Source organism: Vibrio sp. Vb0349 (assembly GCF_033338975.1).
In genome coordinates this window covers 24,556-39,933 of sequence record NZ_JAWOTS010000018.1, presented here as the reverse complement: position 1 = coordinate 39,933, position 15,378 = coordinate 24,556, and the positions used below count along the sequence as shown (strand labels likewise).

9 protein-coding genes are annotated in these 15,378 nt (G+C 46.3%); 3 read left to right on the top strand and 6 right to left on the bottom strand.

The features are described from left to right. The first annotated feature begins 109 nt into the window (after positions 1–109). The gene (gene yjgA / locus R7Q47_RS17315; RefSeq protein WP_005381124.1) at positions 110–637 is read left to right on the top strand and encodes a ribosome biogenesis factor YjgA; all 528 of its coding nucleotides are present in this window, start codon (positions 110–112) and stop codon (positions 635–637) included. Between the two features lie 89 nt (positions 638–726). On the opposite strand, the gene R7Q47_RS17310 is transcribed toward yjgA, so the two are convergent. After that, positions 727–1,689 (bottom strand): D-2-hydroxyacid dehydrogenase, encoded by a 963-nt coding sequence (locus tag R7Q47_RS17310; RefSeq protein WP_017636188.1) that lies wholly within the window; start codon positions 1,687–1,689, stop codon positions 727–729. Between the two features lie 103 nt (positions 1,690–1,792). Continuing rightward, complete coding sequence (locus R7Q47_RS17305) at positions 1,793–2,545, bottom strand: pseudouridine synthase (protein ID WP_017636189.1); 753 nt, start codon at positions 2,543–2,545, stop codon at positions 1,793–1,795. A 342-nt stretch (positions 2,546–2,887) separates the two neighbouring features. On the opposite strand from R7Q47_RS17305, the gene R7Q47_RS17300 reads away from it, so the two are divergent. Continuing rightward, positions 2,888–4,153 (top strand): NRAMP family divalent metal transporter, encoded by a 1,266-nt coding sequence (locus R7Q47_RS17300; RefSeq protein ID WP_005381130.1) that lies wholly within the window; start codon positions 2,888–2,890, stop codon positions 4,151–4,153. 107 nt (positions 4,154–4,260) lie between these two features. Here the strand turns inward: R7Q47_RS17300 and rapA are convergent, their stop codons facing one another. Next, entirely contained in the window at positions 4,261–7,170 is a 2,910-nt protein-coding gene (gene rapA, locus R7Q47_RS17295) for an RNA polymerase-associated protein RapA (RefSeq protein WP_025767610.1), read from the bottom strand. Positions 7,171–7,731: 561 nt separating this feature from the next. Here rapA and R7Q47_RS17290 point away from each other — a divergent pair. Continuing rightward, positions 7,732–9,108 carry a PhoH family protein gene (locus R7Q47_RS17290; protein WP_005381133.1) on the top strand — a complete coding sequence of 459 codons (1,377 nt, stop codon included), beginning with the start codon at positions 7,732–7,734 and terminating at the stop codon, positions 9,106–9,108. A gap of 66 nt (positions 9,109–9,174) precedes the next feature. Here R7Q47_RS17290 and tldD read toward each other — a convergent pair whose 3' ends face one another. Genes tldD through R7Q47_RS17275 form a run of 3 tightly spaced genes read right to left on the bottom strand, consistent with a single transcriptional unit; the run spans position 9,175 to position 15,368 of the window. Next, positions 9,175–10,620, bottom strand: a complete 1,446-nt coding sequence (gene tldD, locus R7Q47_RS17285) for a metalloprotease TldD (RefSeq protein WP_206949688.1) — start codon at positions 10,618–10,620, stop codon at positions 9,175–9,177. Positions 10,621–10,631: 11 nt separating this feature from the next. Beyond that, positions 10,632–11,453: a carbon-nitrogen hydrolase family protein gene (locus R7Q47_RS17280; protein ID WP_104979749.1), complete on the bottom strand. Its 822-nt coding sequence runs from the start codon at positions 11,451–11,453 to the stop codon at positions 10,632–10,634. Between the two features lie 33 nt (positions 11,454–11,486). Then, on the bottom strand, positions 11,487–15,368 hold the full coding sequence (locus R7Q47_RS17275) for a YhdP family protein (protein ID WP_318089270.1): 3,882 nt from the start codon (positions 15,366–15,368) through the stop codon (positions 11,487–11,489). Positions 15,369–15,378: the final 10 nt, after the last annotated feature.

The window sequence follows — 15,378 nt, the reverse complement described above, 5'->3', positions numbered from 1 at the left end:
GTCTTTCACATCTTGTCTTTGATGAACAATAGGATAACAAGAATTTCGCTTTCTCCCCATGATTCTTGTTAAAATAGTCATAATATTAATCAAAACACAGGCAACTGAAATGGCACGTAAGAATCAAAAAGCGCCATGGGAACCAGAAGAAGAGATCATCTGGGTAAGTAAATCCGAGATGAAGCGAGACATGGAAGAACTGCAAAAGCTAGGTGAGGAGCTTGTCGGCCTCAAACCTTCAGTTCTAGAAAAGTTTCCATTGAGTGAAGATTTGCGAGAAGCAATTGCTGACGCGCAACGCTTTAAAAATGAAGCGCGTCGTCGCCAATTACAACGTATTGGTAAATTGATGCGTTACGAAGATCCAGAGCCAATCCAAGCCGCACTGGATAAAATTCGTAATAAGCACTCTCAATTAACGGCTGTATTCCACAAACTTGAAGCGTTGCGTGATCGCGTAGTGGAAGAAGGTGACAAAGCCATTGATGACGTAATGGAAATGTACCCAGAAGCGGATCGTCAGCGTCTACGCCAACTTGCTCGCCAAGCAGCGAAAGAGAAAAAAGCTGGGAAACCAGCAAAAGCGTACCGCGAAATCTTTCAGATCCTTAAAGGTCTAAACGAAGAAGAGTTTTAATTCGAGGGCTCACGCAATGAGCATTCGATTTAAACGCAAAAAGCAGACGTCAATGTCTGCTTTTTTTATCTTTGGTTTTACAGTCAGCGTTACACTAAGCGATTCACGCGGTCTCCGCGCTCGAAAGCGTTAATGTTCTCAATCAAGATTTCCGCTAAACGTTGAATAGATGAGTCGCTGCCCCATGCAACATGCGGTGTCAGTAACAAATTAGGTAAACTCATATTGGCAATCAGCGGATTGCTCTCATCAGCCGGTTCTTGTGTAAAAACATCAAAACCAGCCGCTGCAATTTCTTGCTGTTTTAAGGCATCCACCAGTGCGCTCTCATCCACCAAACCTCCACGCCCTGTATTAATCAAAATGGAGTTGGACTTCATTTGTTGCAACTCTGCTTGACCAATTAAATTCTGAGTATGATCGTTGAGCGGGCAATGCAAGGTCAGCGCATCGGAGCGTTTTAATACTTCCTCAAACGGCACATAACCAGGCCGACATTCTGCCGCCCCTTTACGCTCAGAAAACAACACGGTCATTCCTAACGCTTGAGCCAGATTCGCCGTCGCTTGCCCTAGTGCCCCGCTACCAACAACACCTAACGTGCTACCACCAATATCCCCGATTGGGTGCGTAAAAAAACAAAACTGCTGGTTACGCTGCCACTCACCTGCGGCAATATCTTGGTGGTACCCAAATAAATTCCGTCTTAAAGCGAATAACATTGACATCACATGCTCGGGCACCGAACGCGTCGCGTAACCACGTACATTAGCAACCGCAATATCATGATTAGCACAGTAGTTCACATCGACGTTGTTAAAACCAGTTGCGGCAACCGCGATCATCCGTAATTTTGGTAGTTGCTCTAATACATGTTGGTCAAGCAGGACTTTATTGCTAATCACGATATCGGCATCTGCTAACCTTTCTATTACCTGCTCAGGCGCAGTTAGGTCGTACTCACGCCAGTGGTGCGGAAAGCCAGGTCGTGGGACCTCAATATGTTCTGGGATGGTCGCTCGGTCTAAAAATACGATGCTTGGCAAAGACATAACAACTCCTTGTTCACGGCTGAAAGACAGGATACATCAACCACAGTAACGAAATAGCCAAAAATAGCGAACTAGAAAGAACCGCTGTTGAGTGCAATTGGCATTAAGGGTGTGGCAACGTTTTATAATCAGGCAATGTACGCTCTGGCGAAAAATAGTTAAAGATCATCGCCTCGGCTTCAGAATAAAAGTCACAGGGTACAAAAATACTGCTCAGCTGATCCGTAGCTGGATGATAAAAACTTAGCTCCGCTGCGTGCAACTCTAAACGTTCTGAAAACTGATACGCCTCTTCGCTTGCATAAAACTCATCACCCACAATCGCATGACCAATCGCCATCAAATGCACGCGTAACTGATGCGATCGACCAGTAATGGGGAGTAACCGCACAAAGGTCGTATGGGCGCCATCAGGGTGCACTTCACGCTTCACCACTTGGAATAAAGTTTGAGATAGCTTGCCGTCGTCGAAGCATACTTTTTGTCGTGGACGATTTGGCCAATCACAAATTAATGGAAGATCAATATTCCCTTCTTGCGGCTCAACATGCCCCCAAACACGTGCGTAATACACCTTGTGAGTGAGGCGATATTGGAACTGCTTTTTTAATGCTCGCTCCGCGGGTTTGTTTTTCGCCAGCAGCATCAACCCTGATGTCGACATATCCAAGCGATGCACAACTTGAATTTCTGGATGCAACTCTTTGAGGCGGCTCCACATGCTGTCGTAATGCTCTGCAAGGCGACCAGGGACAGACAGCAGCCCTGATGGCTTATTCACTGCCAGAATGTCGTCATCCTCAAAAACGATATCAACCCAAGGGTCGGTGGGAGGGGTATATTCAAGCATTGCCATGGGAGATCTCTACAAAATAAAAACGCCGCGATTATATACCCAAATAGCACCCAGATGCAGGATTCTGAAGAAAAGTTCAACCCAATAAAACAAAGTCAATCCTTTAGCATAAAAACTAAAAATAGCACGTTGTAAATTTAGTTTGACAACAAGACGCATAACTGAATAGAGTGCTAGATGCACACAGCATGGTATTCGCAAAGAATACTTAAAATAAATACACCAAAACACAGCATTTAAAAGACATTACCGTTGCGCAGTATAGGGCGAGCGCTCAGCTTGTCATGTACTGCGGTATGTATCTCTTTAGAAAGATACATAAGATAAAAAGGACAATAAGCAATGGACTCCGCCGTTATAGATAAACCCCAATCCAAACTTTCCTTATTTTTTCGTTCGCTAGGCCCCGGCATATTAATGGCATCTGCTGCGGTCGGTGGCTCTCACCTCGTGGCATCAACCAAGGCTGGTGCGATTTATGGTTGGCAATTGGCTGCACTGATTCTGCTCGTAAACCTGTTTAAATACCCTTTTTTCCGAGCGGGCGTACAGTACACCATGGGGACAGGGCTCACCTTGGTTGAGGGCTACGCGAAATTAGGTCGGCCTTATCTATGGCTATTTCTATTTCTTAGCGTGGTATCGGCCGTCATCAATACCGCCGCTTTGTTGATGTTTAGCGCTAGCTTGCTGGGCTACTTCATTCCGTTTTCACTATCAATGGCATCACTCAGCATCATTGTGATTGTCACCTGCCTGATCATATTATTTGCTGGCCATTACAAAGCGCTCGATACGCTATCTAAGGTGATCATGTCGGTGTTAACCATCGCGACTTTACTCGCTGTTTCTATCGCCTTTGGTAACCCTGTTGAGCAAGTAGCCAACTTCGAGCCGCCGTCACCTTGGTCTATTGCGGCTATTGGTTTTATCGTTGTGACAATGGGGTGGATGCCTGCACCGATAGAGATCTCCTGTTTAACCTCAGCATGGCTAAAACGCCAATCAAGCCAGCAAGAAGTAACATACCGCTCTGCTCTATTTGACTTTAATGTCGGTTATATTGGCACGGCGTTTCTTGCCATTATCTTTGTATCGCTAGGCTCTTTGATGCTTTATGGATCTGGCGTTGCGCTTGAAAGCTCTGGTGTTGGCTTCTCCCACCAATTGGTTGGCTTATATGCGGCAACGATTGGCGAATGGTCTCGTTACTTGATCGCGGTAATTGCGTTTTTCTGTATCTTTGGCAGCACGATTACCGTTATTGATGGCTACTCGCGCGTTATTTCGGATTCTCAACGCCTACTGCGCTCGCAACCAGACACTAACCCTAAAACCACTTCAGCGATCATGCTGGTAGTCTCCTTACTTGCATTGGGTATTGTGGTTTTCTGGGCTTCTGCGTTATTGCCTATGCTGAACTTTGCGATGATCCTCGCCTTTATGACCACGCCATTCTTTGCTCTGCTAAATTACACCTTAGTGAGCAAAACTGAGTTACCGGAGCCTTTGGCTGTTGGACCTAAACTAAAGTGGTTATCGATTGCGGGCCTGATTTACTTGTTTGGCTTCTTGGCTGTGTTTATCTGGTGGAAGTGGTTGATGTAAATGAGGTAGCTATCAGTGATTAATGCATTCCGCATAAAGAAACTAAACCGTAAATAAAGAAAAAGGTCTTCAACTGAAGACCTTTTTAATGAGCAATAAATACTTACTTAGTTGTGGCTCACCACAATCAAACGCAGCGAGTCGAGCTGAACCTGAGCTTGGTTGATGTAACCAGTGAGCTCTTTAATTTGTGCGTCGATAGCTTCAATTTCTTCGTCACGAATATTTGGGTTCACCGCTTTCAGTGCTTGCAAACGCTCAAGCTCTGCATTCAAACTGTGCTGCATATCTTGATGAGCTTGTTTGCGTACTTCTTCAACCTTCTCTTCAATAAGAACATCACCGGCTTCAATTAAGCGGTGTACATCTTTCTGTACCGACGTAACCAACTTGCTACCTAAGTGACGGTTTACAGGGCTGAGCTGGCGGTTAAAGCTTTCAAACTCCACTTGAGCAGACAAATCATTACCACGCGAGTCCATCATTAAACGGATTGGCGTTTTCGGTAAGAAGCGCGCGATACCACTGCGTTTTGGCGCTTGCGCATCTACCGCGTAAATCAACTCAAGAAGAATAGTCCCGACTGGTAACGCTTTGTTTTTCAATAGAGATACCGCAGACGTCCCCACCCCTTCACTCATAAGAAGATCGATACCACCCTGGATCATTGGGTGTTCCCAACTGATAAAGTGCATATCTTCACGAGATAACGCTGTATCACGATCAAACGTGATCGTCGCTCCTTCGTATGGCAGACCTGGGTAGCTTGGCACCATCATGTGCTCAGATGGGGTCACAATCAGGGCGTTTTCACCTTTATCGTCTTGATTCAAGCCAATCGTGTCAAAAAGAGAAAGTGCGAAGGTGACCAGATTGGTATCGCCGTCAGTTGATTCAATTTTCTCAACGATTTGTTGTGCTTTTTCTCCGCCATTCGAATGCATTTCTAATAGGCGATCACGGCCTTGCTCCAATTGGGATTTCAGCTCTTTATTCATTTTTGCTGACGCTTCAATGATCTCATCTAGCGTGCTGGTATCACCAGAGGCAAGAATTTCAATCAGATCATCGGAGTACTTATCGTAAACAGCACGGCCTGTTGGGCAGGTTTCCGAAAAAGCGTTCAGGCCTTCATCGAACCAACGTGCTAGGATCGCTTGCGATGTGCCTTTCAGGTAAGGAACATGAATGTCGATATCGCGATTTTGACCGATACGGTCCAAACGACCAATACGTTGCTCAAGCAAGTCTGGGTTAAATGGCAAGTCGAACATGACAAGTTGGTTGGCAAACTGGAAGTTACGACCTTCAGAGCCGATTTCGCTACAGATAAGAACTTGTGCTCCACCTTCTTCTTGCGCAAAGTAAGCCGCCGCTTTATCACGTTCAAGAATCGACATACCTTCGTGGAAAACAGTGGCGCGGATACCTTCACGCTCACGCAGTGCTTGCTCCAATTGCAGCGCGGTACTCGCACGAGAAGCAATCACGAGGATTTTCTCGCTGCGCTTCTCTTTTACTTTTTCAAGCAACCAATTCACACGCGAGTCAAACTGCCACCAGCTCGCGTCATCGCCTTCAAATTCTTGGAAAATTTCTTCCGGGTAAAGGTTCTTCATCGCACGTGCTTCAGAACTCATCTTACCGCCAATCATCCCAGCAACACGCATTGATGTAGTGTATTGCGGTGGAATATCCATTGGCATCAGATGCACGTTACGCGTAGGGAAGCCTTTGATGGCCGCGCGCGTGTTACGGAACAGAACACGCCCTGTACCATGGCGATCCATCAAGTTATCGATCAGCTCTTGGCGTGCCGACGCTTTAGCTTCTTCGTCCGCTTCACTTTCGATAATGCGGAAAAGTGGTTCTACGTCTTGTTCAGACAATAACTCAGTGATCTGGTTTTTTGCTTCATTAGGTAGCTTTTCACCGGAAAAGAGTGAAGTAATCGCATCAGCTACGGGCGCGTATTGCTCTTCTTCCTCAACGAATGCTTCGTAATCATAGAAGCGGTCTGGATCCAACAAACGCAGACGAGCAAAGTGACTCTCACGACCAAGCTGCTCTGGCGTTGCAGTCAGTAGCAACACACCTGGAGTACGTTCAGCCAAGCCTTCTACCACTTGGTATTCACGGCTCGGTTTATCTTGGCTCCATTCAAGGTGATGCGCTTCATCAACAACCAGTAGGTCCCATTCACCTTCCAGTGCTTGTTCAAAACGCTTGCGGCTCTTGCGTAGGAAATCCAAAGAACACAGCACATATTGCTGAGTATCAAATGGGTTTTCTGCATCCGCAAACGCTTCGATACAGCGCTCTTCGTCAAAGATAGAGAAATGCAGATTGAAACGACGCATCATCTCAACCAGCCATTGATGCTGCAGTGTTTCAGGCACCACAATCAAAATGCGTTCGGCACGACCAGACAGAACTTGTTGGTGGATGATCATACCCGCTTCAATGGTTTTACCCAAACCTACCTCATCCGCCAACAAGACGCGTGGCGCGTGACGACGGCCAACTTCGTGCGCGATGTAAAGCTGATGAGGGATCAAACCTGCACGCATACCGCATAGGCCACGCATTGGGCTCTTATGCTGCTCAAACTGGTTGGTTAGCGCACGGTAACGCAGAACAAAGTTGTCCATACGGTCGATTTGACCGGCGTACAACTTATCTTGAGGTTTGTTAAAACGAATTTGGTTGCTAAGGAAAATCTCACGCAGAACAACAGCGGTTTCTTGCGTGTCTTCACGAGTACCGAAATAGGTGTAAAGACCTTCATCTTCCAGTACTTCTTCTACTTTTAGAGACCAACCTTCTTGGCAATCGATGACATCCCCAACATTAAAGGTGACTCGGGTAACAGGTGCATCGTTACGTGCGTAAACTCGGTTTTCCTCTGACGCTGCAAACATCAATGTCACAGTACGAGCATCCATTGCTACAACGGTACCTAAACCTAAATCGCTTTCCGTATCGCTAATCCAGCGCTGCCCCAAAGCAAATGTCATGAATTGACTACCTCGTTATTAGTTCTTGATTCGTATTTCTTGTTGGTCTACTCATGCCCGTGGGCATGGATAATAGTTTAGATCTGATTCTGGCTTCTGCTATGCCGATAGCATTCGTCATTTCAGTATGAACTGAGTATTTTTTAAGCCAGCTCAACATGATAAATCGGACGTAGCCTATACGCAGAAAAAGGTCGCTAATCTTACTTGAAGCTGTGATTTAGGTCACGCCGAAACCGCACCAAGCAGAAACTTTTTTTCCCAAACTCTAAATGCAATCAAATTGTAAAATACTCATGCCAATTATTAAGTTGTAGAACGTAAATATTACGTATACTTCTAATGAGGGGCGTTTAAAACCATTGCATATGATTTAAGCGCGTTAGTACACGATTAGGATCAACACGGGTTTGCAGTAAGTTGTCTTGCTACTCGGTTGCACACTAGCCGACATCAGCCCGACAACCTCTATTGCAAGCAATCAGAGTTAGGTCACTTCACACTTATTTGGAAACGACCTAACAACTCGCATGCAGAGCCGTACTACGGCAAGGAGACGCTATGGGCGATACCGATCGGAAACTGTTTGTACTCGATACCAACATTCTTCTTCATGAACCCTTTGCCATCTTCTCTTTCCAAGAACACGATGTCGTTATCCCCATGACCGTGTTGGAAGAACTCGACCGAATCAAAGACAGTAAGCGCGACGTTGCAAGAGATGCGCGCGTGGCTATTCGCACCTTGGAAGATTTGTTTAAAGAAGCAACGCCAGATGAAATCTCTGAAGGCATTCCTGTTTCTAAAGACAACCCCGACCAGGGTACCATTTCCATTTTGGCGGATTTTGAACTGCAGGAAACCGTCAAAGCCTTCGCCGACAAAGCCGGTGACAACCGTATTCTCAACGCGGTGCTTTATCTGCAAAATAAACGTGCACCACGTGAAGTGGTACTGATCACGAAAGACATCAACATGCGTCTGCGAGCCAAAGGGGCTGGTGTGCGTTTTGTTGAGGACTATAGAACCGACCAACTAATTGATGACATTCAATACCTAACCAAAGGCTTTCAATTGCGTGAAGGTGATTTCTGGAGCGGTATTGAGGAAGTAGAAAGCTATGCACTGGGCGGAAAAACTTACCACAAACTCAGTCGCGAGCCCTTCGACCCAACCTTTATCAACCAATACGTCATTGATGAAGACAGTGACTTTGCTGGTCGCGTAGAAACCATCAATGAAGACAAGTTAACGCTTCTCGACCTGAGCCGCGAACGTCTAATGCATCGCAAGGCTTGGGACATCACACCTAAAAATATCTACCAGGGAATGGCGTTAGATGCCTTACTCGATCCAGAAATTGACTTGGTGATTCTAACGGGTGCGGCGGGTAGTGGTAAGACATTACTGGCAATGGCTGCAGCATTGGAACAAACCATTGAAAAAAGCATGTTCGATAAAATTATCGTAACACGTAACACGCCAGATATCGGTGAATCCATCGGCTTCTTACCCGGCTCCGAAGAGGAGAAAATGATGCCGTGGTTAGCGGCGGTGACCGATACCTTGGAAGCACTACATAAACACGATCACTGCACTGAAGGCTCATTGAAGTACATCTGCGATAAAGCCAACATTCAATTTAAATCGATCAACTTTATGCGTGGCCGTTCGATTCAAAATGCGTTTGTACTGCTTGATGAGTGTCAAAACCTCACTGCATCACAAATCAAAACCATCATTACCCGCTGTGGCGAAGGAACCAAAATCGTCTGCTCCGGTAACTTGGCGCAGATTGACTCTCATTACCTCACCCCAGTGACATCAGGGTTGACGTACATGGTTGAGCGCTTCAAGAACTTTGAAGGCAGCGCAAATATTCACCTCAACGGCGTGGTTCGTAGCCGCTTGGCGGAATTTGCTGAAGAAAACCTGTAATTGACACCGACTCGCAAAGCAAAAGAGCGCTCTAATGAGCGCTCTTTTTATAACGATTCGACTGAGTTACTCAGTGCCACCCACTGTCAGTGAGTCCAGCTTCAAGGTCGGCTGACCAACACCAACTGGCACACTTTGACCTGCTTTACCACATACGCCAACGCCCTTGTCGATACTTAGGTCGTTACCGACCATAGAGACTTGCTGCATTGCTTCGATACCTGAGCCAATCAACGTCGCACCTTTAACAGGGCGCGTAATTTTACCGTTTTCAATCAAGTATGCTTCGGATGCAGAGAACACAAACTTACCCGAAGTAATGTCCACCTGGCCGCCACCAAAGTTTGGCGCATACAACCCTTTCTCGACCGTCGAGATTATTTCTTCTGGCGTATGTTCACCTGGTAGCATGTAGGTGTTGGTCATACGCGGCATTGGTAAATGTGCATAAGACTCACGACGACCGTTACCTGTTGGGTTCACACCCATTAACCGCGCGTTTAGCTTGTCTTGCATGTAACCTTTCAGCACACCATTTTCGATAAGCGTGTTGTACTGGCCGTTTACCCCTTCATCATCCACATTCAGTGAACCACGAAGGTCTTTTAACGTGCCATCATCGACGATGGTACACAGCGAAGACGTCACTTGTTGACCCATTTTGCCAGAGAAAACCGAAGATTCCTTCCGGTTAAAATCACCTTCTAGGCCATGACCTACCGCTTCGTGTAGCAACACGCCAGGCCAGCCAGAACCCAATACCACTGGCATCATGCCCGCTGGTGCTGCTTCTGCTTCAAGGTTGATTAACGCCATGCGAATCGCTTCGTCTGCGTAATGGAAAGCTTGTTTCACACCATTGCTTTCCGTTAAAAAGAAATCGTAACCGAAACGGCCTCCGCCCCCCGCACTACCGCGTTCACGTCGTTCACCTTTTTGTGCAAGCACACTAATAGACAAACGCACCAAAGGACGAATGTCGCCTGCATAAGTACCGTCTGTTGCCGCAACAAGCATCTGCTCATGCACACCGCTGATGCTAATCGAAACTTCTTTAATCAATGGTTCTTTAGTGCGGATGTAAGCATCTAGAGATTTGAGCAATTCTGTTTTTTGCTGCTTTTCCCATTCAGCTAGTGGATTCACAGCCGCGTAGTACGCTTGGTTTTCGGTGCGTTTAAACGCTTGGACTTTGCCATTTTTCCCTTGCTGAGCAATACCGCGCGCCGCCATTGCACTCTGCTTCAGGCCTTCAGGCTGGATTTGATCAGAGTAGGCAAAGCCTGTTTTCTCGCCAGTTACTGCACGGACACCAACACCACAATCAATGTTAAAAGAGCCATCTTTGATGATGCTATCTTCTAGAACCAGAGACTCATGCCAGCTGGACTGAAAGTAAATGTCCGCATAATCGATCTGGCGCGTCGCAATGCTGGCAAGCGTGTCAGCAATGTCTTGTTCTGTCAGACCATTTGGGGCAAGGAGTGCCTGTTCTATTTGGTTTGTGCTCATAGTTAGCTCTTTTATTTCCGTCTCAATTCATTTTGAAAGCGACTGTGTTGAGTCAGCGGCATATTCTGCCTTACTTGTTGGCTTTGTGACAAATCTATCTCTGTCACCAATAAGCCTACTTCATCCTGAAGCTGTTTATGGATACGTCCCCAAGGGTCAACGACCATTGAGTGTCCCCATGTTTTTCGTCCACATGGATGCGTTCCAGTTTGTCCGCTTGCCAAAATCCAACATTGTGTCTCAATCGCTCTAGCTCGCAATAATACTTCCCAGTGAGCTTGCCCCGTCACAGCGGTAAACGCAGCAGGCACCACAATGATATCCGCTCCTTCTTGACGTAATACTTTATAAAGTTCTGGGAAACGTAAATCATAACAAATGCTCAATCCAACACTGCCGATATCAGTTTCCGCAACGACTATTTGATTACCCGCCATAAACGTATCCGACTCACGATAACTACCATAACCATCGGCTACGTCGACATCAAACATATGCAGTTTGTCATAGTGAGCAATGCATTTACCGTGCGGCGGCAATACAAGTGTTGTTGTCGTGACACCTTTTGCGGTTTGAATGGGCATGCTTCCGACAATCAGTGTTAACTGGTTCTTTCTTGCGATTTCACAGAGCCGCTGTTGAATCATGCCACTGCCAAGTGGCTCTGCATGTTGATGATAAGCTTCGCGACTGGCAAATAGCACTGTATTTTCAGGAGTAAGGACAAGTTTGGCACCTTGCTTGCTCGCTAAAGCACACTGTTTTTCGATGAAGTCCAAATTCGCGTTAATATCCGGACCAGAAGTCATTTGAATAATGCCAACACGTTCCATGTGTTTCCTCCCTATTCCATTATATTCGGTGAATTATTTGGCCTGTTCACGCAGTTTTTCTGGTAGCTTGTATTCACCTTTACTTCGCGAAATTTCTTTCACCGTTGGTGAATCTAGTGGGCCTTTCACTTCATAATTGACTTGAGTGAAGACCTCAACCACCGGAGATATCACCGTAGAGATGGCCAAGACATACAAAGCAGTTTGAGGCGCAACGGCAAACGCGGTCAGCATTGGTAGGCCTGATGTGATGTCTGGTGTGAATTTCACTTCCGCATCAACCATTCTGCTGTTCATATTAGCGATGCCGCGGATTTGCATTTCCCCTGCTAACGCATCCATTACGATATCATTGGTGATAAACACACCGTCTTGGATTTTGCCCGTTCCCGTGATCGAGTTGAATGCCATGCCTTTATCGAATACGTCGGTAAAGTCGAGCTGCATCTTACGGATGATAGAATCCAAGCTAAACAAGCCTAACAAGCGTGCCGCACCACTAACTTCACTGATCACGCCTTTACCAAATTCCGTTGAGACGTTTCCTTGCAAGGTTTGTGTCTTCATTGACCAAGGTGCGCCGTCCCATTCCATATTGGCATTGATCTCAAATGGTGCTTGTTGAATGCCTGATGTAATACCAAAGCGCTCCATAAGATCGGTGTTGTTATCACCTTTCATTTTCATGGTTAAGTTGGAATGACTACTCTCTTTCGTCAGGTCCCACCAACCACTCATATCAATGCGGTTTTTGCCGCTACTAAAGGTGATATTTTTCCACTCCAAGCGGTTCTCGCGACGCTGCAAATCAACATTCACTTTGCCCACTTTGTAGCCTTGCAGCCAAAAATCATCAATATTCAAAGTTAAGTTTGGCATCTCAGCGTGAAACTTGCGGTCAAAATTGGTAATCAAAGGTGCGTTTTGATCTTCACTCGCAAAGATTGAACTGCGCTCTTTGGTCATCTCTTCAAACCCTGGGATGTACAGATGCAAGTGCTCTAGAGAGACCGATAGATCATAGGGTTTCAGATAGTTAGCTTTCCCTTTAACCTCTTGACTGTCCACATCGAGTTGCCAACTCAAATTTTTCTTGCTTGCTGAAAAATCCACATCATGAAACTCAATCCCACCGAGCTGTAAGTTTGGCGTTTCAACTTCAATGCGTGTCGGCAATGGAATGGTCGGCGTTTTCATGCTTGCCAAAACAGACGATGAAGGCTTGCTCTCAGAGACCTGCGCAAGCTCCGCCCATTGGTCTAAATTCAGTTCTTCGACACGCACCGAAGCATCGTGCCCGACAATAGGACTAATCCGGAAGCCACCTTTGCCAACCATTAAATGAGTCGCAGTCAGAACCGGGACATCGCCAGCGATATCTATCTCAGTTTGATACTTCACATTTGGGATCTGTAGTCGTGCTGAAATACTCTCTTGGTTGCCGGATGCTTGCAGTTTCGCTTGCCCAGACTCACCAATTTTTTTCGCTAAAGGGTAAGGATATTGACTAGCCAGACGATTTAGCTGCGCCAGCACTTCAAGCTGATAAGTGAAACCAACATCATTGAGTTGCAAGTCAATATCCATTTGCCACGGCGCATGGCCAGAAACAAGGTTTAACCAACGCTCACCGACATAGGGTTTGAGCGGCTCGACATCCCAATCTCCTAGTGTATTAATTGTCACGTTGTAGCCTTGCTCCGCACTCTCTCCATGGAAATCAAGAGAGATAGGCTGTTGTAATAATTCGGCCGACAAACCCGATGTGGTAACCACATCATTGTCGAAGGTGATACGTCCTGTGGCGTTTTCAAGCGTCATTGGCGGCGCTTCAATATCAACACGATTTTCTGTTAAATCGGCATAACCCCAAGCGCGAGAGTCTTTCTCAAAATCAAACGGTATGTTGAGTTGAAACTCAGAGTAAACGGGCCCACTCACTTGCAGCGCTGTCAATGCGGCACCGACTGAATCCACTAATGGCGTCGCCATCATGTAGTCACGGACTTCATTACCCGGCGCGCTTGCTTTCGCTTCAATCTCGATGTGTCCACCTTCTGCCAACTCAGGGATTCGCCCAGTGATACGCTTGGCATGAACGCCATTTAGTGTGGCTGATTTTGAATCCAAATACATGGCATCATTTTCAAACAGCAAGTCTAGCTGCAAATCCGTGATGGTTGGCCATGCCGTATCAAAGCTAAATTTCGCGTCTTTTAATCCAACCCAAGCTTGGAACATGCCATTATGTTCTTTGTAAGGAAAATCACCTAACTCGCCATACCACAACAATTTCGCTGTGTTCACTTTACCGCCCTGAATCGCGGTCGAAAGATAGTCGGTCAAGTCTTGTCCAAGTGCCAGAGTCGGTAGATAGCGCCATGTCTCACCCGCGTTGTAGAGATCCGCTTCGGCATAGAACGATAAAAATGGGCTTTGTTCTTTTGGAAAATCAAGACGGAATGCCCCCAAGACTTGAAGATCAGGCGTTGCTGCCGTCACTTTATCCGCCCACAAACGCCAACCCGCATCATCTTGCTGCCAGATAATATCGACTTCACCTTGTTTGATATTCAGCGGAGCTTGGAATACATCGCCGTACGGAAAGACATCATCAATGACGGTGACTTTTGCTTTAGCTTGATTCACATCCCCCGATACGCTGCCCTGTACGTGATGAAACCCGGGTAGGAGCTCCCATTGTGTCATCGCGAGTTCATCCAGTTCAGCCGAGTAGCGTAAGGTGTCTAAACCACCGTTCATTGACAATCGGACATCTTCGACCCGACCTTTCGGTGCTAGTTTGTTAATAAGGTCACTGGTCGACTCTGACTCTGGAGCCAACTTGATGAGCGGAATGAGTGCTTCGATGTCGATTTGAGAGAGATTGAGCATCCAGCCGTTTGGTTGCCAATCAAACGCGACGTCTAGCTCTGGCCAAGGGGTGTTGTCGGTTCTGATCTGAAGTGAGTGGCCATTTACTTTCCAGCCTTGTTTATCTGGTCGAAGATTGAAAATTCCAGACTCAATAAACAGCTCATGATGTCCATCTTCATTCCACACCAACTCGGAAGGCAGTAATTCAACATAAGCATCATGCGGTTGGCTATGCTTGAGCGTTAGCCAAGTATTTAAGCTGACTTTACCCGACTCTGCTCCTGACTCTTCTTGCATGTAAGTGGTCAGCCAAGGTGTGACCGAGACATCTTGAGCACTCACGTAAAACTCACCAGATACATCGCGCAACGAGCCATGATCTTTAAAGTTAGCGCTTACTAACAATGAGTTCAGGCGAACATCGGCAATGCTAACCGTGCCTTCGGCTACGTGACGCTTCCCTTGATTACTCCAACGAAGCTGCTCAATATCTAAACGGCGAGTTTCACCTGACACAGACTTATACCAAATCCGTGAATCGCTAATAGTGAAGTCTTCGAACTGACGTAAAAGAAGTGAGTCGAGTTGGTCAATGAGTTTCACTTCGCTCTTATCCACTTCAGGCTTCGGATCTTGACGATGAGAAGTTGGCAGAATGTCTACCGTGTGAATGTCTAAAGCGAGGTTATGAATGGTAAGGTCTGCAACTACAGGTTTAAGTTGAAAAAGAGATTGAATAAGGTCGAACTCAATTTGGACTTCTTCAACAGCGAAGCGTGCATCTTGCACGTTTGGTAGATTTGCCTCTAAACCCAGTAACGCAATTGAGGGATGATTATTGCGCCACGTCCCTGCGACATTGGCAATAGAAACGTCAAAACCTGTGCCTTGTTTGACCCAGGTTTTGATCTCATCTTGGAAATGGTTAAGTTGCGGCAGTGTGACGCGAAGCGTGGTTACTAATATGGCTAATAACACCAATACAGTAACTAAACTCCACGCACAAAAACGCCCAAAACGGTTAACACCAGAATTCACAAATGTTCCA

Excerpts from the sequence above, each read along its gene's own strand:
- yjgA (WP_005381124.1), top strand. The coding sequence starts at position 110 with ATGGCACGTAAGAATCAAAAAGCGCCATGGGAACCAGAAGAAGAGATC.
- R7Q47_RS17310 (WP_017636188.1), bottom strand. The coding sequence starts at position 1,689 with ATGTCTTTGCCAAGCATCGTATTTTTAGACCGAGCGACCATCCCAGAA.
- R7Q47_RS17305 (WP_017636189.1), bottom strand. The coding sequence starts at position 2,545 with ATGGCAATGCTTGAATATACCCCTCCCACCGACCCTTGGGTTGATATC.
- R7Q47_RS17300 (WP_005381130.1), top strand. The coding sequence starts at position 2,888 with ATGGACTCCGCCGTTATAGATAAACCCCAATCCAAACTTTCCTTATTT.
- rapA (WP_025767610.1), bottom strand. The coding sequence starts at position 7,170 with ATGACATTTGCTTTGGGGCAGCGCTGGATTAGCGATACGGAAAGCGAT.
- R7Q47_RS17290 (WP_005381133.1), top strand. The coding sequence starts at position 7,732 with ATGGGCGATACCGATCGGAAACTGTTTGTACTCGATACCAACATTCTT.
- tldD (WP_206949688.1), bottom strand. The coding sequence starts at position 10,620 with ATGAGCACAAACCAAATAGAACAGGCACTCCTTGCCCCAAATGGTCTG.
- R7Q47_RS17280 (WP_104979749.1), bottom strand. The coding sequence starts at position 11,453 with ATGGAACGTGTTGGCATTATTCAAATGACTTCTGGTCCGGATATTAAC.